Raw genomic sequence first — 18,338 nt, forward strand, 5'->3', positions numbered from 1 at the left:
TCCGCTCTGACGCTTCGATTTTATTTTAATAAAATTTATTAAAATGACAAAGGGGGAAGTCTCCCCCTCGCTTCCGCCCGCATTCCTCCGCAAGCGAAAAATCATCTTTTCCGCTTGCTCCGTTCATGCGCTCGTCCGCTGCCCCTTCCAGCGGGGACACCCCGCAACGCCCCGTCTGCCCTTTATCAGCGGACGGAAGACGGAAAGCGCGTTATATTGATGTTGCCGCTTTCGGTTTTTATCTTGAGAGATGCCGCACCGTTTTTATACCGTACGGAACCGCTGCCTTTCGCATCGGTATTCGTAAACGCATCTTTGACTTTGCCGTCGGGTGCTGCGTATTCGAGCAAGTAGCCGTCGTTTTCCGGCAGCGCGATGTTTACCGAACCGCTTTCGCATGAGAACGACGCTTCTTTCATCATGGTTTTTGCGCTGAAATTGACGCCGCCTTTTTGAGATGCCGCATCGATATAATCGCACGAGCCGCTGTAGCTTATCCGGCCTTTTTCCGCCGCTATGTGTGCGCTTTTTGCGTCGGTGTCGCCGCATACGATCATGCCCGTTTCGCTTGCGAGCGAAAGCGCCGTAAACGAGCACGCATCGAACACGATTTTACCGCCTGCGGTTTTTACGTCGAATACACCGCATGTAAAGCCGCTTACGCTGACGGCGCCGCTCGTCGTTTTGACCGAAACGAAAAAATTATTAATTTCGATCGGCATCGTCCGCGGCACTTTTATATCGATCTCCGTGCGGTCGAGCATCGTGTGTTCCTGCCTGTCTTCGGCGATGACGACGGCGTTATCTTTGAGGACGGCATAGGGTCTGTCGTTTTGTTTACGGTCGGACGTGATCGAAAGCTCGATACGTGATTCGTCCCATTGAGAAAATTTCAAATCGCACGAAGAGACGTCCGCTTTGATTTCGGATATTCTGTCCGATTGAAAAAATACCGTTTCGGTTTTCGATTTTTCTTTTCCTCGTTCCGCCGGTTTTTCCGCTTTGCCGCCGTTCGAACGGCTGATCAGCAGTATTTCCGCGCCGACGGCGATGACGAGCGTTGCGATTATCGCAATCGCCGTCTTTGCATGATGATCCATACAGCTTCCTGTTTTCTTCCTTGCTATCAAGACAAACGTATTTGAAATATATATTAATAAAAATAGTCGGCAGTATAAAAAACGGCTGCACTCCCGGCAGCAGCCCTGCCGTTCACCGCGACTGACCGTAATCGGAATCGGACTGCGCAATCTTTTTAGCAAAAGATTGCTTGCCATCGGTCAGAGCGGCTCGGCGGCAGTGCCTCTGCCTCGCGTTCCGCCTCGTTTTATTTACCAGCACCTTTTTTCTTAGTTTATATTTCCGATGCGGTTGCCCCGTGCGCTGACATTCGATATTATTGTAGTATAAATGTATGAAAAAGACAAATGCAATGCGCATCCTTGAAAGCGCGCACATTCCGTATGAAACGGCTTCATACGACGATGACGGAGAACACGAACTCGGACGGGGAGCTGCCGAAACGCTTGCGAAAAAACTCGGCATCGATCCGAAGCTTGTTTTTAAAACAATCGTCATGCGCACGGAAACGAAAGAGCTGTGCGTGTTTTGTGAAAGCGCCGTAAACGAAATCAATTTGAAAAAAGCGCGGACCGCCGCAGGTGCAAAAGAGATCGATCCGGTAAAGCCCGATGAACTTTTGCAGTTGACCGGCTATGTGCGCGGAGGCTGTTCGCCGCTCGGCATGAAGCGGAAATATAGAACCTTTATAGACAGGTGCGCGCTCGATTGCGAAAAAATCTACATCAGCGCCGGCGTACGCGGAGGGCAGATCATCATCAAACCGGAAGATTTGATAAAAGCCTGCGATGCGCTTGTTTGCGATTTGGCGTTGTAAAATCGGATACTTTTTATAGAGGCAATCGTATTCTTTTCACGAGCGGATAAATCCGCTATACTTCGTACAAAGGCTTTGACGGGAAAACATGAAAGTCGATATGGCGAATAAAAAAGTCGGAAAACTTCCATTTTTGAAAAACTCGAAATTCGTGCGGACGATTATCGTAACCGCGCTGTGCGTCCTCTTGTTTTCGTGCGGCGGCAAAACAAATCCGTCCGCAGCGATGACGGGAGAAGGTGTGCTTTCCGTTTCAACTGCAGGAGAAGACGCTGCGAATATCAAACGTCCGACGCAGCTGTGGCACGTTTCCGATGAAGCCGTGTGCATATTTTTCGGCTACGGCTATAACGATGCGGCCTTTGTCGCTTCCGTGACGGAAGCTTTATCCGCCGTATACGGCGCCTCTTCGGACGGCGGTCGTATTTTGCCGATAGTTTTCCCCGATGACTTTAAGCGAGGTTCCCGTTCCGTTGCTGCGGAGCTCCCGCTTCTTGTCGGCGAAAAAAAATTGCGCGGTCTCATCCTGCTCGGTGCGCCGGAAAATACGCATTTCGGAATCGCTCACCTGCAGGATAAATACGACGGTACTTTTCCCTTTCCCGTGTTTTCTTTTTTTTCACAGGACGACGTATCGGGGACGGAAGGTACTGCGGATATCGTACTCGATAAAGCGCAGGAAGCCGGCATTGACGGAATTATTAAAAACGAATCGGAACAGACTTTCGTAAAAGAAGTGCCGGATTTTGTCCGTCGCTCCGTCGATTTTATGCTTTCGGTCGACGGCCGGCTTGCAAAAAACAACGACCTTTTTACATATCTGAAAAAAATCGTCGGAAAGGCGAAGCTGCGCCGTTATGTCGATCCCGAATCGGGTTTGCAGTCCGTCAATCATTTCATTTTGAGTGATTGATTTTCATGATTACGCTGAAACAGACGGAGCGTCATCTGCTCGGCGCAAAGCGCGATATCGATTCTCTTGCGAAAAAAGAAAGTGCGCGCATTCTCGTTCTTTCCGATTCTCACGGGCAGCGTGAACTTTTCCGCCTTATCGTTGAAAAGGCGGGTCCTTCGTGCGATGCTCTCGTTTTTTGCGGCGACGGTGCGGGCGATTTCGTTTCGTGTATGGACGATGCGGCGAGCGACAAAGCATTTGCCAAGCTTGTTCCGCCGGTTGCAGCCTTTGTCGAAGGCAACGGAGACGCCGACAGGTTTCCCGTGCGTTTTAATCCCGCCGGCAAAAAATCGTCCGAGGTTTTTTATGAATTGATCATTCCCAAGAGGCAAATTTTTGAAGCGGCCGGTCACGTGATCTATGCGGTGCACGGTCACGAACAGGGCGCGTATTACGGAACGGAGAGAATCGAACGCGAATGCGAAGCGGCCGGCGCCGACATCGCGCTCTACGGGCATACGCATATTGCAGCCGAAATGCGTCGGGACGTCTACATCGTAAACCCCGGGAGCATATCCTATCCGCGTTCTCTCACGCCTCCCTCGTTTGCCGTTCTTGAACTCGACGGAAAAAACAGCAACGCCGTTTTTTACCGCATCGACGTGCATCTCGACGGCGTACGCTTTACGCCGTTTACACCGAAAAAAATGTCGCTGTGGATCTAGACCGGAGAAGCTGCGGGTACACAGGTATGCGGCGGATAACGGCGCTTCGGCTGCATTCCCTTTTCTTCGTTCGGCCGCTGTCCATAAAGTTGTAAAGTAAAATTGAAAATCGATAAATCAAAAAAGCCCAGGTAATCCACGGCACGCCGGACATCCGACTACCGCTGCTGCATTCCTGCTCTGACGGGGTTTGCCGGCGTTCGGCTGCATGGCACCTGGGCATAGCGGAAAGAGGGGGATTCGAACCCCCGGTGCCTTTTGGGCACGCACGCCTTCCAAGCGTGTACCTTAAACCACTCGGACATCTTTCCTAAAATATTTTCAGTATGAAGGTAAATCGATGAATAATAAAAACGATTTTCCGTGTGACATTCGTTCCGGTTCGAATCCCAACGATATCTACGATACATGCTGTCCGGAAAGAGGGGGATTCGCCTTGTGCTCGCAAGCATCCCTGCCTGCTCGCTTCAGGCGCCTGCACTCGCTTCCGCCCGCATCCGGCGGGCTCATCCTTGCCCCTGCTCGGCGCTCGTTCCGGTTCGAATCCCCTAACGTTTTCACAACATCCGTTAAGCGGAAAGAGGGGGATTCGAACCCCCGGAACCCCAAAGGGTTCAACGGTTTTCGAGACCGTCCGGATCGACCACTCTCGCATCTTTCCTTAAGCGGCTATAAGCCGTACGAGACTAACACGATTCGAACGTGCGACCCCCACCTCCGCAGGGTGGTGCTCTAATCCAGCTGAGCTATAGTCTCAAAAAAATAACAATACGGAAGCGACAGGAGTCGAACCTGCCCAGCCCTTACGGAACTGACGGATTAGCAATCCGTTGTATTACCGCTCTACCACGCTTCCGATTCGTCTGACGGCGCCGTAAACGATGCACGAGCGATGTCCATTGAAAACCGATGCGGCGGAAACCGCAGGCGATTTTTCTGTCCGGAGCGAGAGGGATTCGAACCCCCGGAGGATTGCTCCTCAATAGTTTTCAAGACTACCTCCATCGACCGCTCGGACATCGCTCCAAAAGACGTAGCATAAGCATATCAAATTATCGCTTTTTGTGTCAAGTATAGGATTGTGCCGTAAATGAGATAATCGGAACTTGTTGATTTATACATAATAGAGTATATTTACGGCATGAGAAAAACCGATTTTATGCTCGGCGCGCTGCTTGCACTCGTTGCGCTCATGATGATCATTGCGCCTGAACAATGTATAAAAGTCGCCGTCGTCGCGCTTGGTATCGAAGCCGTTGTCAACGGCATTTTTAACCTGATCAAAATACGGCAGCTTGTCGATGACAAATCTTTCCAGCTTACGGTCATCGTTCGAAGCCTTATCAGCATCGTTATCGGTATTCTCGCCGTCGTTTTGCCGCTGCGCTTTGCCGAAGCCATGTGGACGATTATGCTCTACGTACTTGCAGCCTACCTCCTCGCGTCGGCCTTTCTCGAACTGTATATGCTCGCGAAACTCCGCGATACGAATATAGAACGCCGGCGCTACATGCTCGAAGTGATCATATCGCTTGTCGGAGCAATCGTATTGTTTATCGTGCCGCAGCAGATAGGGCTCGCCCTTGTGCGCATTCTCGGAGTTTTGCTCCTTGCCGTCAGCGCGGGTTATATGCTTTTCGAATGGCACGACCGCCCGATCGTCGTCGATGAAGTCGAAGTCGTGGACGATGTTCAGCCTCCCGTTTCAGGCTCGCTGCCTGCCGATGATTCTGAAAAACGAGGCGCAGCGGAATAATAGTCGAATGAGCGTCGACCGGTTTTTTATTAATTGTTAAATTTGAATTAGGAGGTACGATAAAAAACGCCGTCTGAAATATCGCCGTCGCTTTTTATCTCGAGTTTGCGCGGATGTTTGCAGAAAATGTGTATACTTAGTGTTTCGATAAAAATCGCATAAATACGATACGCTTTATTTTGCAAACTCGACTATTAAACGTGTGCGCGCACGCGCACGGCTAAAAACTTTTTCGGAAATTGATATTTCCTGCAAAAGTTTTTATGGGAGTATATATGGCTCACTGTGTTGTTCCCGAAGCGGAAGCGATCCTCGATAAAGAATATCCGGTGCTTGACAAGGGCTTTGTCCGCCTTGTCGATTATTTCGGCGGAGACGCGCGGATCGTTCAGGCGGCGCGCGTTTCGTACGGGGAAGGAACGAAGACGGTTTCGCAGGACGGCGCGCTCATCGATTATCTTTTGCGCCACGAACACACTTCTCCCTTCGAACAGGTTGTGATGACCTTTCATCTTAAAATGCCGATCTTCGTCGCGCGTCAATGGGTACGCCACCGCACGGGCAGGATGAACGAAGTGTCCGGCCGTTATTCGATCATGAAAGACGAGTTCTATGTTCCTTCCGATGAAAACATCGCGCCGCAGAGCAAAGATAACAAACAGGGCAGGGCGGTGGAACCTTTTTCGAAAGACGAAGCTGAAAATATCCGAGCGGCGCTCGAAGAGGGACAAAAAACTTCATACGAAACCTATACGAAACTCCTCGATGCCTCTCTTGCACGGGAGATCGCGCGCATCGATTTGCCGCTTGCGCTCTATACCGAATTCTATTGGCAAATGGATTTGCACAATCTCTTTCGATTTTTAAAACTCAGGCTCGACGGACACGCGCAGTATGAAATCCGCGAATACGCAAAAGTTATCCTTGCGCTGTGCCGCACGGTCGCACCTCTTGCGACGGGATCCTTTATCAATCATATAAACGAAGGAGTTCGCTTTTCGGGCGAAGAGATGGAAGCGCTGCGAAAAATACTTTCAGGAGAACAAAATCCGCTCGCAGGAAAAAAGCGCGAACGCTTCGAAGAAAAACTGCGGACGGGAACGCAGCTGTAGCGCGGCTCGTTTAAACCTTAAAATGCGGCATTGCAGGAAGTATCAACTTCCGAGGATGCCGCATTGGTGCGCGCACCCGTATATCCTTTATTTTTTTACGACGACGATGTTCCGTTCCGCATCTTTCATAAACGGCACGCGCACTTCGGTAAGCGTATAATCGGCGACAACAGCGCGTATCGCGTCCATTTCGTTTTCGATATTCGTTTTTTTCGCTTTATATGCGGCAAGATATCCGCCGTTTTTTATAAGCGATAAAAGGGTTTTTGCGAATCGGGCGTCGAGGGGTTTCAGCGCGCGGAACACCGCTATGTCGAAACTTTCATGCGGAATTTTTTCGGCTTCCGATTTTTGTACGGTAAGGTTTTGCAGACCGAGCATTGCGGCGCAGTTTTCGAGAAAGGCGCATCTCCTGTCCATACGTTCGACGAGCGTAAAGCGAAATTGCGGAAAGACGACGGCAAGCGGAATACCCGGCAGTCCTCCTCCCGAACCGATATCGCCGATGAGGATACCGTCTTCGCTTCGTATGCCGGCTGCAAGCGAAGCGATAATATCGTGTGCGGCGAGACTGTCGAATACGTGACGAACGGCAAGCTCTTCGAAGTCGCTCGTGTTGACGAGATTGTACGCGGAATTGAACAGCTGCAATTCTTTTATGTACGCACCGAGCTTTTGCGCGAAAAGCGGAATCGAAGACTGTGCAAAGCCGAGCTCGGAAAGCCCTTCTTGCAATATATCGTTCATGGTTATTTTCCGCTTCCGATGTCGATAAGCAAATCCGCACGGCAATTCTGATCGGATGTGCGCATCGAAACGAGATTGCCGGTTTTTACCGCAGTTAGATTGCCGAGAGAGGCAAGCCGATACATGAACGAATGCACATTCGTATAATCCTGTACGACGGAGCATTCCACTTTATACTGCGTCGAAAATCCCGCGTGTCCTGCCGGCCGAAAAAGTAAGTAAAACGTTTCCATCCGCTTTTGACCGTTTGCCGTATACGTTCTGTCGCCCGTCAGCAAAAACGTGCCGTCTTCTCCGACATCGCTGAAATACACGGTGCGGCACGAAGAGAGGACATCGTAGCCGTTTACGATAAAACGCAGTATGCCGGGACGCGCGGAAGAGGCGAGGGGCTGCTCTTCGTTCGATTTTACCGCTTCGGCATTTTGTTTTTTTACGTTGTCAAGTTCCGAAAGTATTTTTTCGAGCATCGCATTCGATGAAGACGGCAGCGCCCCACCGGAAGGTATTCCGCCTGACGATAGACCGCCCTGCAAAAGCGCATCGGTTCCCGACGAGCCGAGCAGCGAATAAAAATTGTTAAGGAGACCTTTTTTTGCAAGCGCCGTTAAATCGGCTGCCGAAACGGCGGACTGATTTTTCGAGCCGTTTGCATCCGCCTGTCCGGTACTTTGCACTTTGCCGCTCGGTATCTGTTGCATTGTTTGCGTCGGCGTTTCGTTTGCGGCGGGAGCGGAGCCGGTTTGCGAATCGTTCGTCTGCCGCTGTGTTGCGGTATTTCGGCCGGGCGTATAATGAGGAGCGCTCATCGAAGGAACGCTCAGCGTCGGCATCGAAGGAGGAGTCGGCATAACAGGCGCCGTTACGGGAGCGTTCTGTTTTTCGCTTCCGGACGATGTTCCGTTTTGCGCCGAAAGCGGCATCAGCGTCAATATCGCTGCCGAAGCGAAAGCCGCCGGCATGATCTTACATATTTTCAATTGCCGCCTCCACGAATTCGAGCCGCTTTTGCAGCTGTTCGATCGCGCGCTCGATGCGTTTTTTTTCTTTTTCAAGTTTCGTTTTTTTATCATCGGCATCGTCCGAGCTTTTACGCCGCATAAGAGCGCGCACGCTGTCGGGGCCTCCTCCGTGCAAAAGCTGTTTTTCCGCAGCGCTTCTGTCGTCGGGATTTTTGAGCGATGCGACGAATTTCATATTGTCGTAGCCGAGTGCGGGATTGATGTTTTCCATACCGAGCTTTCGGATGTCGCGTGCGGAATTGCGCGGGAGACAAAGTACGCGGTCGATATAATCTTCGTAGCGGATATTCGCTTTTTCACAGAGATCGTACGCTTTTGCGAGAAGCCGCCCGAACTCTTGCATGAGCTCGCCGTTTTTTTCGAGGTAATTTTTGCGGATCTCTTCGGTGAGTTTTTCGAGCTCCGGTGAGCTTTTCATATCCAGCGCGTAGTAACCCTTTTTTTCGGCGATAATCAACAATTCGTTGAACTTCGCCCAAAACGCCTGCGTGTGCACCCTCGCGTTCGGGAGCGCCGTGTCGCCCATAGTCGCAAGCGCTTCTTCGGTGAGCAGGTGATGCGCATATTCGTGGACGGCGGTATAGATCATTTCGTTATCGGTTTTAAAATTTTTATTGTGCAAAATGATTTCATGCGTATCGGGTTTGTATAAACCGTTGACACGCCGGCTTTCTTTTCCCGATTGAATGACCGTAAAGTCGAGCTTCGTGTCGCAGATATCGATGAGGAGTTCTTTGATTTTTGCATTGTCCATACGTTAAGTATAATGAAATCCTCTTTATTAAAAAAGCACATACGGTAATTTTTTCTATTTTTTGGTTCGGTTTTTCGCTGCCCGTTTCAGGGACGCGCAAGCCTTTTTTTCGTAAATTATACCGATGGATATGTTTACTCTTCTGCGTTATAATAATGTTATAAGGTTTTAAGCGTTTCAAGGATATAAAATGAAGAGGGAAGATATTTTCTTGCGTTCCGTTTTTATCCGCGCAAAAATTCCTCCTTTGTTCGCCGAAGCTGCGCGTTCGGCGGAAAGTTCCGATTCGTTTTGCCTTACCGTCTCCGGCGATGATTTTTTTGTTTCCGAATCGGATCCGCTTTATGCGCCGTACAATCAGCGCGAGGGCTGTAAAAAAAGTTTTCATCTTTCGGAGTATGTTTTTACATCGAATATTAAAAAATTATTTTTCGATGTGAATCTTTTTTACGGCGCATCGATCGCGCATATTTGGTATACGGCGTCGAATGCGGCGGATTTTTTCGTTCCGTACAGAGATGCGGCCGGCGGTATGCTTTGCTTTTATCGTCCCGATTTTGTCATTGAAATGAAAAACGGATATTTTTACATTGTAGAAATTACGGACGGCCGGACGGCAAACGATCGCATAGTACGGGCAAAAAAGGAATACATTGAAAAAAATAATATTTCGGTAAGCGGTATGCACATATCCTATGTAAGCGTTCCGTTTCGCTGCGCCGATATGCCGTTTGAAGATTTTATTCGTACCGATCGTTGATGTGACGGCGGCGTTCACACCTGCTGCGGTTCGTTCCGCAATTTTCCGACGGCATCGATCAATTTCGGCGGCGTCAAATCGTACGCGCGCGCAAATCGCTGAGATGCGATGCCGTGCGCGAGGACTGCCGTAACGGCCGCGTCTTCGGCATCGTATTGCTGGGCGAGCAGCGCGCAGATGAGACCTGCGAGCACGTCGCCGCTTCCGGCTTTTGCAAGGCTTTGATTTCCTTCTACGCTTACGAAGACGCCGCGCTTCGACGTGATCACCGTATTTGCGCCTTTGAGTACGAGCACGATATGCGGAAAGCGTTCGGAAAATTTTTTGACGATTTCTATCCTGTCGTCCGCAAGCTGCCCGATCGTATAGTCGCCGAGCGCACACAACTTCAAAAGCGATTGAAATTCTTTCGGATGAGGAGTCAATATAATCCTCGTGCGGCGCTTCGAGAGTACATCGAGCAGTTTTACGATATCGCCGTAATAAAAAGAATCGGCATCGAGCACGATACCGGCACCTTTGTGCGCTTCGAACTGCGCGCATACGCTTTGAAAGGCTTCCGTCCGATCGCGCCCGAATCCGCTTCCGAGTAAAATCGCAGTCGTGTTTTTCGGAAAGGATTTTTCAATTATCAGATCGGGCGGCAATTTAAATCGCGCAGCCGTTCCGGTTTCCGTTTCTACAAGCGTCGAAAGTCCCGCGCCGAAAGCGAGCGCCGCTTGTCCTGCGATAATCGCAGCTCCGGCTTTTTCTCCGACGGCAATCGCGGCATGTCCGAAGTTTCCTTTGTGTACCGATTTTTTAGTCCGCACTGGAAGCTTCATATCGTCCGCTTCGAGGAAGTACAAGTCGGCAGCGGCAGCCTCTTCGAATATGCGGCCGCTTACTCCGATACCGTATTTTTTAATAATTCCGCAAAAGTCTTTTGCCGCGTCTCCGAAATACGCCGCTTTGAGCGCACCCATCGAAATCGTCAGGTCGGCATTGAACGCGAGCGGCCTGTGTTTGTATTCGGTCGAAACCGCGCCACACTTGTCTATGCCGCTCGGTATGTCGCACGCAATGCGGAAACACGGAGCGTTATTGATTTTATCGATGAGGGCGGAAAGGTCGGGCATGAGCGTTCCGTGAAAACCGGTACCGTATAAACAGTCGACGACGAGAGCGCACGATGAAAGCTTTTTGAAAAATGCCGAGCGGCTTAGGATTTTTACACCGGCTGCGAGCGCCGCATCCCGTTCCCGTTTACAGTTTTCCGTTTTCGCGTCACAAGCGGCATACACTGCGGCGGGGATATCGCCTGCAATCCGGCGGGCGAGCGCGTAACCGTCGGCACCGTTGTTGCCGCTTCCGCACAGGATAAGCACGTCGTTCGAAGATGCCGTTCCGCGCTGTGCCGCACGCGATATGCTCGGCCGTTCCGTTCGATCAACCGGTCGTTTTTCATAAATCCGCGCAGCATCCCGATCGTGCAAAGCTTTTTTTACTTCGTTTTCAAGCGCGCTTGCCGCATTTTCGATCATCACGTCTTCGGTGATGCCGAAAACTTCATGCATGCGCTTTTCAAGCTCTTTTACATCGATAAAAACTTTTTGCATATACTCATTCCCTCAAAACCGGCGGAATCAATTATGTTAATTAATAATCGATTCGGAAAACCGCTGTGCGTTCATTTCCGATAAACGCATAATTCCCTTCTTATTATTTAAAAAACAGCAATCCTGCCGTACCGAGCGGAATGAGGTAGCACGCAAACCATCCGAGCTTTCCTTTTTTAATAATTTTCATAAGGAGGGAAAGAGATGCGTAACCGACGACGAAAGAGGCTGTGCACCCGACGAGGATAGGAAGCGCTCCGATCGATTCCGACATTTTATCGAAATCTTTGAGCTCAAGGATAAAGGCGCCGAGAATTGCGGGAATCGAAACGATAAACGAAAACTCTCCCGCATCCGCTCTCCCGATGCCGGAAAGCAGTCCGCCTGCGATCGTCGAACCGCTCCTTGAAATGCCCGGCAGCGTTCCGATGCCTTGGGCCGCTCCGACGACGAGCGCCTGTTTCCACGAAATGCCGTCGGATTTTTCTGCGCCCTCTCTTTTTTTGCCTGCATATTGCGAGATAAGCAAAATGAGCGCAGTGACGATAAAGAATGCACATACGAATCGTATGGAAAGAGAAGGGAGCATTTTTTCCGCGGCTATGCCGATGACGCCCGTAACGAGCGTTGCGACGATGACGGCGGCGACCGTTTTGCGGGAAGCTTCGTCGCTTTTTGTCAAAGAGCTTTCGCCCGAAAGGCCCGAAACGACGGGACGGTGCGCGATCATCCTTGCGAACGCACAAAAGAGTTTCAAAATATCGTGTCGGAAATAAAGTACGACTGCGGCGAGCGTTGCAAGGTGAAGAAATACGTCGAATAAAAGCGGCACGTCGCCGAGCGAAAACAGATGCTGCGCGACGGCAAGATGACCGGAAGACGAAACGGGTAAAAATTCCGTTAGGCCCTGAAGTGTGCCGAGCAAAAGGCTTTGTAAAATCGTCATGGATCCATCATAGCAAAAGAGCGGAAAGATGTCATGAGCGATATGCGGCGATACGAAGCTGCGGGGATTGCAGCTCCGCTGAAAAATAAGTACCTTACAGTACTTGCTCTCCGTCAAGATAGACGCGGGAAATCGACAAGCCTTTTTCGTCTTTTTCGAAGCAGACGAAATTTGCTCTGCAGCCCCGTGCCGTTTTGACTTTTTTTTCACAGCCGTAAAATGCCGCAGGAATTTCCGACGCTTTCATCCATGCATCTTTTAACGAGCAAATACCGCTTTTGACAAGATGCTCCACGCCGTGCCGGATACTTTGCGCGGAACCGGCAAGAAGACGCGGTTCGCTCATCATACAAAGCCGTCCGTTCGGCTGGAGCAGGACATTTCCGCCGATCGGCGTTTCGTACGTTCCCGGCTGTAATCCGCCGAACTGCGTGCTGTCGCTGATAATAAAAGACCGCGGACCTTTTACGGCAAAAGCCGTCTTCAACACCGATTCGGGAAGATGAAATCCGTCGGCAATACAGGAAAGCGTCAAACCGTCGTTGCTTAATTCTTCCCACAAAAAATTCGGATGACGGGGCACCATGACGGGAACTCCGTTTCCGAAGTGTGTGACGAGACTCGCTCCGCTTGCAACGGCTTCGGCTATTTGTTCTTCGCTTGCCATCGTATGTCCTACGGATACGACAACGCCGAGCTCACTGACTTTTGAAATAAAAGAATACGTGTCCGCACCCCATTCGGGCGAGAGGGTAAGAGCCGATATTTTTCCTTCCGCAGCATCATACCATCTCTTAAACATATCGAAGTCGGGCGCTCGGATATGGCGTTTGTCGTGCGCACCGGAAGCTCCGTCTTTCGGGGAGATAAAGGGGCCTTCAATATGAATACCCTGCGTCATTTTTTTTGCCAACGCATTGTGATGTATAAAAGAAACAATCTCTTTGCAGCGCTTCAGAATTTTTTCAGGATCGGCGGTGATAACGGTCGGACAAATCAGTCCGCAGCCTTCTTTCAATAAAGCGTACAGCGCTTTTTCATAGGCTTCTTCCGTCAATTCGTCGGTCGTATTGAAGTCAATGCCGTTGAAACCGTTAATTTGAGTATCGAACAGTACGGGTGCGATGTTCGGATACGTTACGGAATTTTCCGGCTCCGTTTTTTCCGCCGAAACAAAAATACCGTTTTCAATTTGGAGCTTTACCAGCGTATCGGTGCCGTACATCCATCCGGTAAAAAACATAAAGATACCTCCTCTACAGGCTCCGTATGGATTTTCTGAACTTATCGATAAAACGATTGTTCCATTCATCACCGCCCGGGCAGTTGCCGCTTCGCCAAACGGGAGGATTGACGCCTTCGTTTACAAGCATATTGATCGCTTCGATTATGATGCCGTTCATCACGAATGCGTTCGCGTATGTGCTGAGCGCGCCGATTTTTTGTTCGAAGCCGGGAAGTTCGATTGTCGCATCTCCCAGTTTTATTTTGCAGTCGACCGAACAGTCCGCGATTTCATGCAGATTTTTTTTCGACGGATGACGCGCAGGATGATCTTTCGGACAGGAATTTGCATGGGCATGGGAACTCACGCCGATCACTTTTGCGCCGCGCGATTGTGCGGTTAAGCATGCGTCGATCGTAGCGGAATTGATTCCGTACGCGTTGACGACGATCAGAAGGTCTCCTTCGCCTATGCCGTTGTCTTCGATTACGATTTTACCGTAACCGGGAAGCCGCTCCGTCGCCATCGATTTTAAAGCGCCGTTTGAAAGCATCGTCTCCTGATTTAAGATAGCGTTTATGTGCATGAGGCCGCCGGCGCGGAAAAATACTTCCATCGCGGCGAGATTCGAATGTCCGCCCGGGCCGAATACATACACGATTTTGTCTTTTTTTACATGGTCCGCGACCATGCGCGCCGCTTTGAGAATATTTTTTTCTTCGGTATCGTATATTTCATCGATAATGCCGAACACTTCTTTGCGGTACAGTTTTAAAACATCACCTTCAGTCATTTTACGCCTCCAAAAAATATTAATTATTAAAATTATCCAACGCTTTGTTTATAAGCTTTTCCGTTTCCGGGCCGTAGGTTCCGCACAGCGCAAAGTAGATCGCCGAACCGTGCGGCTCATACCCGCCTTCACGGATTTGTTTTTCGCTGCACAGATAACCGATCATGCCGTTCGTATAACAGACGCACAAACCGTTTTTGTTTTTTTGCCGTACCGACAGCGCATACTGCTGCGACATTTCGGCATTAAAAAAATACACGGGTGTCGAACCGAAATCGACGCGCGTTATTTCAAGCGTTTCATAATCGCGAAAGTTTTTTTCGATCGCTTTTTGCGCCCATTGGCGCATTGCGTCGTCTTCCGCATGAGCCGCAAGCGCTGTGACTTCATTTTTTGAAAAATCCTGCACGAGCGGAAGTTTGATCCGGCTTTTTCGCAATTCAAGATTTTCCTGAATCGGAACGCTTTGTGTTTGCAGAGTATCTCCGCACTTTTTAAAAAACTCATCCGCAAAGGCGATAACTTTTTCGAAATCGACGGAAGTGAAACGCTCTCCGAGTACGCTGTTCGGGCGCAAGTCGGCGGTACAGCCCTGCAAAAAGATTGAAACGCTTTCGGGATACGTTTCATCGAAACGCCGTAAAACGATCCCTGCGTAATCCGGATGTACGCTGTTGCCGTCGGAGAGATTGTTATGACACGCATAGTGAACGGCGAAGCCTTTCGGTTTCCCGCTGCTTTTTTTTACGAATTCGAAAATTGTTAAATCGGTATCGGCCGGCTCTTCATAATTCGGACGCATTTCGATGCCCTTATCCGTTTTTTTTCTGCGGTACACGTTCATGGCGCATGTGCCGTTAAATCTCCGTACGGCGACTTCTTCCGAATCGCGTTCCGCTGCAGTGATTCCGTTGATAATCCTTTGCAGTAAAAAATCGATGTAATTGTCGGATACGGTTTCAAGCAGCGGCGTAAACGCGCGTCCCGTTCCGGGGCCCGAGTGATTATGGGATGCCGTAAACAAAACTTCATCTTCGGCGATGCCCTGCTTTTGCTTGAGCAGCGCCCGCACGGTATCGATAAAATCGGGATTCCACCACAATAAATCCGCATATACGATGATGATGCGTTTGTTTGCCGTTTGCCAATAGTGAACGCGCAGAAAAATATCTTCCGTGATACCGCTGAAATTATCCGTCCGGCGTGCATAGCCGCACAGTCTGAGAGATACCTTCGGAGAAATTACCGATTTTGCACAGCCGAGCCGTATCATAAAAGCTCCATTATTTTTATAAAATTGCGCAGGATGTGGAAAGGATCTTTTACCGGAAGCGCAACGAGTTTGTCTGCCGGTTTTCCGTCGCGCGTACGTATTTGAATCCATTCTCCGAGTTCCGTATTCGGAAACGTTTTGAAAATATAGTCGAAACTTTGGGTATATATTTTATTAAATTTTTCATCGCCCGTAAATTTGTACAGCAAAAGGTAGGTATACAGGATTTCCGAATGCGGCCACCAGAGTTTCATATCCCACGTATCGGCGATGAGTTTTTCATACGGAGAGCCCGTCGACGTACCGCGCGGTTTTCCTCCTTCAAAATCGACAAAACGGAAAAGCCCTCCGCATTCCGAATCCCATCCGAGATGCCATGTGTGTTCGGCTGTTTTACAGATGCGGGGAAGATATTGTTCGAGAGAGCCGAATGCTTGAAGGAATTCTATTTGGAACCAGATGTCTTCGATCGTGTGACCGGGATTGATATGGCGGTCAAGCAGCCGTTTGTCTTTGTCGGGAAAATCGGATACGAATTCGTTTATATAGCCGTCTTCTTTCATAAGACGCTCGAGTATGAATGACGCGTTCTTTTTTCCGAATTCGACAGCTCCGTCCGACGGTATGCCGAATGCTTGGAGCATCCGTATATATTCGTATACCGTATTCGTAAGGATCATCGGAATTCCGTGCGTGCGGCAGCCTTGGGGAATCGGGTAGGGCTCCGTTAAAAAGTCGTCCCTTTCTATCCGCCGCTTGATACTTTCATACAGCGCCTTCGAAGTGTCGATCGCTTCCTGCTTTTTCGACAGTACGGCGTACTGGGCCGAACCTATCAGGGCGAAACAGTCGGCATAGATACTCGCGTCGAAACGGCCGGTACGTTCATCTTTTATCTTTTTGCCGTCTCGGGTAAGCAGATAGCAGCACGAACCGTCTTCCATGATGCAATAAGAATTAATAAAATTCCATGTACCGTCCGCCCACGTTTCGAGCGTCGCCGCATCGATGTTCGGCATTGTCTTTTTTTTGGCCGATTCCGAGAGACGGCATAAAATCCACAGCCATCTCCCTTGCGACCACGTAAATTTATTGTCGCTTATTCTTTTATCGCCGTAATTGTTAATGCAGTTGAGAATCCCTCCGTTTTCAGGATCGACGAATTTACTCCAATACGGCAAAAAATTGTTTCGGATTTGATCGATATAAAATTGTTTTTCGGCGGGATAATTCATTTATATCTTTCCTCATTTTCGGATGGGCAAGCCGAACCGCCGGACTTTCGTTCCGTCCGCCGGTTCGGTTTTTTCGGTTTGAAACTTTGTTTATGCTTTTTCTTCGAGATGCTGCAGCATGGTTTCAACTTCGGCGGGTACTTTTTTGCCGGATGCTTTGTTGGCAAATCCCACGGCACAGTATACGACGAAAGCGACAAGGGTCGGCATGATCAGGCCGACATCGGGAGGCAATTTTAACGCGCCGGCTTTTGTGAGCACGAATACGAGGAAGCCTCCGATCGTCGAAAGAATTGCGGCTTTTCCGTCCGAGTGTTTAAATGCGGGGAACAGTCCGAGCAAAAGCGGAACGGCCGTCGGTCCGAGCAGTGCTGCAAACCACGAAAGGATCATACCTGCGACTCCGCCGAATTTCTGATTGAGCAAACCGATGATGACGGTGAATGCCATAAAGATAAACGTCGTAATGCGTGCAAGCCGGAGACCTTCTTTGCCTTCCTGATCGATATCTTTTTTGAAAATCGGAAGGATGTCGCGAGTGATGACCGCCGAAATCGTGTTGCAGTCCGACGTGCACATAGAAAGCGTATTTGCATACATTGCGGCGAGCGACAGTCCGATCAATCCCGTCGGCAAAAATTTCTTGCTCAGTTCCGCAAATAAATTTTTCGCCGCTTCGCCCTGTGTCCATCCCGGGAATACGAGCGGACCGAGCCACATCGGCGTAAAGACTACGAGCGGCCATACCAAATACAACAGTGCGGAAAGCAGTGCGCCTTTGTGTGCATTTTTATCGTCTTTGCTTGAAATAAAACGCGTCGCCAGACTCCACGTACCGCCGTTATAGCTCAGGAAGATGACGAAGAAATAAAACAGCGACCACGTAACCGAGCCCTGTCCTCGTCCGGGGTTAAAGATAGAAATATGTCCCGCCGGCAGCGATTGAAACGCTTGAACCAAGCCGAGATTCATTTCGCTCTTTAAGAAGAGGATCGTGCCGACAAAAAGTACGATACCTCCGACGGTTTGAATAATCCATTGTGCGAAATCCGTCCACAAGTCTGCGATCAAGCCGCCTACGGACATATAGTAAATTGAAACGAGCGCGGAACTCAGGACGCCGACCCAAAACGGGATGCCGGTAAAGCCCTGTACCAGAATACCGATCGAAGCCCACTTTGCACCGACGTCGATAAGCTTGCTTACGATACCTGCAATCGCGACGACAACTTGAGAGGCCGTATCGTAACGCTTTTTGAGATATTCGGTCGGAGACTGGATACCCAAAAATTTACGCAAACGCGGCCAGCGCGGTACGATGACTATGGAACCGAGGGCGACCGCGATCGCGATGCTCATGCCCCACCAAAAATAAATTTGCGTTCCCGTCGCGTATGCGATGCCCGCATATCCGACAAATACGACGCCCGAATATCCGGTTACGTGATGCGAAATACCCGCCAGCCACCACGGAACCTTACCTCCGGCGACATAAAAATCTTCCGCGGTTTTGACGTTCTTTTTGGAATACAAACCGATCAAAACCATTCCTACAAGGAATGCGACGACCATGCCGTAATCGACCCAACTCATTGTTCCT

18 protein-coding genes, 5 tRNA genes and 1 other RNA gene are annotated in these 18,338 nt (G+C 49.8%); 7 read left to right on the forward strand and 17 right to left on the reverse strand.

Annotated features, from left to right (window positions below; genetic code table 11):
* The first annotated feature begins 43 nt into the window (after positions 1 to 43).
* On the forward strand, positions 44 to 220 hold the full coding sequence (locus tag H9I35_RS08895; protein ID WP_187419062.1) for a hypothetical protein: 177 nt from the start codon (positions 44 to 46) through the stop codon (positions 218 to 220).
* Here the strand turns inward: H9I35_RS08895 and H9I35_RS08900 are convergent.
* Complete coding sequence (locus tag H9I35_RS08900) at positions 186 to 1,100, reverse strand: DUF4097 family beta strand repeat-containing protein (protein ID WP_187419063.1); 915 nt, start codon at positions 1,098 to 1,100, stop codon at positions 186 to 188. The two genes, H9I35_RS08895 and H9I35_RS08900, sit on opposite strands and share 35 nt — an antisense overlap.
* A 314-nt stretch (positions 1,101 to 1,414) precedes the next feature.
* On the opposite strand from H9I35_RS08900, the gene ybaK reads away from it, so the two are divergent.
* The 3 genes from ybaK to H9I35_RS08915 all read left to right on the forward strand — a co-directional run bounded on the left by ybaK (position 1,415) and on the right by H9I35_RS08915 (position 3,517).
* Positions 1,415 to 1,897, forward strand: a complete 483-nt coding sequence (ybaK, locus tag H9I35_RS08905) for a Cys-tRNA(Pro) deacylase (protein WP_187419064.1) — start codon at positions 1,415 to 1,417, stop codon at positions 1,895 to 1,897.
* An 88-nt stretch (positions 1,898 to 1,985) separates the two neighbouring features.
* Positions 1,986 to 2,810, forward strand: coding sequence for a hypothetical protein (locus tag H9I35_RS08910; protein ID WP_187419065.1), 825 nt, complete (start codon positions 1,986 to 1,988; stop codon positions 2,808 to 2,810).
* Positions 2,811 to 2,815: 5 nt separating this feature from the next.
* Positions 2,816 to 3,517, forward strand: a complete 702-nt coding sequence (locus H9I35_RS08915) for a YfcE family phosphodiesterase (protein ID WP_187419066.1) — start codon at positions 2,816 to 2,818, stop codon at positions 3,515 to 3,517.
* A gap of 122 nt (positions 3,518 to 3,639) precedes the next feature.
* Here the strand turns inward: H9I35_RS08915 and ffs are convergent.
* The 6 genes from ffs to H9I35_RS08945 all read right to left on the reverse strand — a co-directional run bounded on the left by ffs (position 3,640) and on the right by H9I35_RS08945 (position 4,543).
* An RNA gene (gene ffs, locus H9I35_RS08920) (signal recognition particle sRNA small type) lies at positions 3,640 to 3,738 on the reverse strand.
* 4 nt (positions 3,739 to 3,742) lie between these two features.
* Positions 3,743 to 3,828: transfer RNA gene (locus tag H9I35_RS08925), tRNA-Ser, on the reverse strand.
* A gap of 263 nt (positions 3,829 to 4,091) precedes the next feature.
* Positions 4,092 to 4,178, reverse strand: a tRNA-Ser gene (locus tag H9I35_RS08930).
* A gap of 20 nt (positions 4,179 to 4,198) precedes the next feature.
* A tRNA-Arg gene (locus tag H9I35_RS08935) sits at positions 4,199 to 4,273 on the reverse strand.
* Between the two features lie 15 nt (positions 4,274 to 4,288).
* Positions 4,289 to 4,373 (reverse strand) — tRNA-Ser (locus H9I35_RS08940).
* An 85-nt stretch (positions 4,374 to 4,458) separates the two neighbouring features.
* Positions 4,459 to 4,543: transfer RNA gene (locus tag H9I35_RS08945), tRNA-Ser, on the reverse strand.
* A gap of 115 nt (positions 4,544 to 4,658) precedes the next feature.
* Between H9I35_RS08945 and H9I35_RS08950 the strand changes: the two genes are divergently transcribed.
* Entirely contained in the window at positions 4,659 to 5,273 is a 615-nt protein-coding gene (locus tag H9I35_RS08950; RefSeq protein WP_187419067.1) for a DUF308 domain-containing protein, read from the forward strand.
* A gap of 275 nt (positions 5,274 to 5,548) precedes the next feature.
* Positions 5,549 to 6,385 (forward strand): FAD-dependent thymidylate synthase, encoded by an 837-nt coding sequence (gene thyX / locus H9I35_RS08955; RefSeq protein WP_187419068.1) that lies wholly within the window; start codon positions 5,549 to 5,551, stop codon positions 6,383 to 6,385.
* 87 nt (positions 6,386 to 6,472) lie between these two features.
* Here thyX and rsmG read toward each other — a convergent pair whose 3' ends face one another.
* Genes rsmG through H9I35_RS08970 form a run of 3 tightly spaced genes read right to left on the reverse strand, consistent with a single transcriptional unit; the run spans position 6,473 to position 8,908 of the window.
* On the reverse strand, positions 6,473 to 7,132 hold the full coding sequence (gene rsmG, locus H9I35_RS08960) for a 16S rRNA (guanine(527)-N(7))-methyltransferase RsmG (RefSeq protein ID WP_187419069.1): 660 nt from the start codon (positions 7,130 to 7,132) through the stop codon (positions 6,473 to 6,475).
* A gap of 2 nt (positions 7,133 to 7,134) precedes the next feature.
* Positions 7,135 to 8,112, reverse strand: a complete 978-nt coding sequence (locus H9I35_RS08965; RefSeq protein ID WP_187419070.1) for a hypothetical protein — start codon at positions 8,110 to 8,112, stop codon at positions 7,135 to 7,137.
* On the reverse strand, positions 8,099 to 8,908 hold the full coding sequence (locus H9I35_RS08970; protein ID WP_187419071.1) for a hypothetical protein: 810 nt from the start codon (positions 8,906 to 8,908) through the stop codon (positions 8,099 to 8,101). The genes H9I35_RS08965 and H9I35_RS08970 overlap by 14 nt, the downstream gene beginning before the upstream one ends.
* A 190-nt stretch (positions 8,909 to 9,098) precedes the next feature.
* On the opposite strand from H9I35_RS08970, the gene H9I35_RS08975 reads away from it, so the two are divergent.
* Entirely contained in the window at positions 9,099 to 9,668 is a 570-nt protein-coding gene (locus H9I35_RS08975; protein ID WP_187419072.1) for a hypothetical protein, read from the forward strand.
* Between the two features lie 14 nt (positions 9,669 to 9,682).
* On the opposite strand, the gene H9I35_RS08980 is transcribed toward H9I35_RS08975, so the two are convergent.
* From H9I35_RS08980 to H9I35_RS09010, 7 genes are all read right to left on the reverse strand, one after another.
* The gene (locus H9I35_RS08980; RefSeq protein ID WP_187419073.1) at positions 9,683 to 11,266 is read right to left on the reverse strand and encodes an NAD(P)H-hydrate dehydratase; all 1,584 of its coding nucleotides are present in this window, start codon (positions 11,264 to 11,266) and stop codon (positions 9,683 to 9,685) included.
* A 103-nt stretch (positions 11,267 to 11,369) separates the two neighbouring features.
* Entirely contained in the window at positions 11,370 to 12,212 is an 843-nt protein-coding gene (locus H9I35_RS08985; protein WP_187419074.1) for an undecaprenyl-diphosphate phosphatase, read from the reverse strand.
* A 94-nt stretch (positions 12,213 to 12,306) separates the two neighbouring features.
* Entirely contained in the window at positions 12,307 to 13,455 is a 1,149-nt protein-coding gene (locus H9I35_RS08990; RefSeq protein WP_187419075.1) for an N-acetylglucosamine-6-phosphate deacetylase, read from the reverse strand.
* Positions 13,456 to 13,468: 13 nt separating this feature from the next.
* Positions 13,469 to 14,230, reverse strand: coding sequence for a sugar isomerase domain-containing protein (locus H9I35_RS08995; RefSeq protein WP_187419076.1), 762 nt, complete (start codon positions 14,228 to 14,230; stop codon positions 13,469 to 13,471).
* Positions 14,231 to 14,249: 19 nt separating this feature from the next.
* Positions 14,250 to 15,503: a neutral/alkaline non-lysosomal ceramidase N-terminal domain-containing protein gene (locus tag H9I35_RS09000; RefSeq protein WP_187419077.1), complete on the reverse strand. Its 1,254-nt coding sequence runs from the start codon at positions 15,501 to 15,503 to the stop codon at positions 14,250 to 14,252.
* Entirely contained in the window at positions 15,500 to 16,738 is a 1,239-nt protein-coding gene (locus tag H9I35_RS09005) for an AGE family epimerase/isomerase (protein WP_187419078.1), read from the reverse strand. The genes H9I35_RS09000 and H9I35_RS09005 overlap by 4 nt, the downstream gene beginning before the upstream one ends.
* A 90-nt stretch (positions 16,739 to 16,828) precedes the next feature.
* Positions 16,829 to 18,331 carry a sodium:solute symporter family protein gene (locus tag H9I35_RS09010; protein WP_187419079.1) on the reverse strand — a complete coding sequence of 501 codons (1,503 nt, stop codon included), beginning with the start codon at positions 18,329 to 18,331 and terminating at the stop codon, positions 16,829 to 16,831.
* Between the last annotated feature and the right edge of the window lie 7 nt (positions 18,332 to 18,338).

It is taken from the genome of Treponema sp. Marseille-Q4132 (assembly GCF_014334835.1).
GTDB classification, from domain to species: Bacteria; Spirochaetota; Spirochaetia; order Treponematales; family Treponemataceae; genus Treponema_D; species Treponema_D paredis.

Coding starts and splice junctions, on each gene's coding strand:
- H9I35_RS08900 (WP_187419063.1), bottom strand. CDS start 1,100: ATGGATCATCATGCAAAGACGGCGATTGCGATAATCGCAACGCTCGTC.
- H9I35_RS08980 (WP_187419073.1), bottom strand. CDS start 11,266: ATGCAAAAAGTTTTTATCGATGTAAAAGAGCTTGAAAAGCGCATGCAT.
- H9I35_RS09010 (WP_187419079.1), bottom strand. CDS start 18,331: ATGAGTTGGGTCGATTACGGCATGGTCGTCGCATTCCTTGTAGGAATG.
- thyX (WP_187419068.1), top strand. CDS start 5,549: ATGGCTCACTGTGTTGTTCCCGAAGCGGAAGCGATCCTCGATAAAGAA.
- H9I35_RS08985 (WP_187419074.1), bottom strand. CDS start 12,212: ATGACGATTTTACAAAGCCTTTTGCTCGGCACACTTCAGGGCCTAACG.
- H9I35_RS09000 (WP_187419077.1), bottom strand. CDS start 15,503: ATGATACGGCTCGGCTGTGCAAAATCGGTAATTTCTCCGAAGGTATCT.
- H9I35_RS08970 (WP_187419071.1), bottom strand. CDS start 8,908: ATGGACAATGCAAAAATCAAAGAACTCCTCATCGATATCTGCGACACG.
- H9I35_RS09005 (WP_187419078.1), bottom strand. CDS start 16,738: ATGAATTATCCCGCCGAAAAACAATTTTATATCGATCAAATCCGAAAC.
- H9I35_RS08975 (WP_187419072.1), top strand. CDS start 9,099: ATGAAGAGGGAAGATATTTTCTTGCGTTCCGTTTTTATCCGCGCAAAA.
- ybaK (WP_187419064.1), top strand. CDS start 1,415: ATGAAAAAGACAAATGCAATGCGCATCCTTGAAAGCGCGCACATTCCG.
- H9I35_RS08915 (WP_187419066.1), top strand. CDS start 2,816: ATGATTACGCTGAAACAGACGGAGCGTCATCTGCTCGGCGCAAAGCGC.
- H9I35_RS08995 (WP_187419076.1), bottom strand. CDS start 14,230: ATGACTGAAGGTGATGTTTTAAAACTGTACCGCAAAGAAGTGTTCGGC.
- rsmG (WP_187419069.1), bottom strand. CDS start 7,132: ATGAACGATATATTGCAAGAAGGGCTTTCCGAGCTCGGCTTTGCACAG.
- H9I35_RS08895 (WP_187419062.1), top strand. CDS start 44: ATGACAAAGGGGGAAGTCTCCCCCTCGCTTCCGCCCGCATTCCTCCGC.
- H9I35_RS08990 (WP_187419075.1), bottom strand. CDS start 13,455: ATGTTTTTTACCGGATGGATGTACGGCACCGATACGCTGGTAAAGCTC.
- H9I35_RS08910 (WP_187419065.1), top strand. CDS start 1,986: ATGAAAGTCGATATGGCGAATAAAAAAGTCGGAAAACTTCCATTTTTG.
- H9I35_RS08950 (WP_187419067.1), top strand. CDS start 4,659: ATGAGAAAAACCGATTTTATGCTCGGCGCGCTGCTTGCACTCGTTGCG.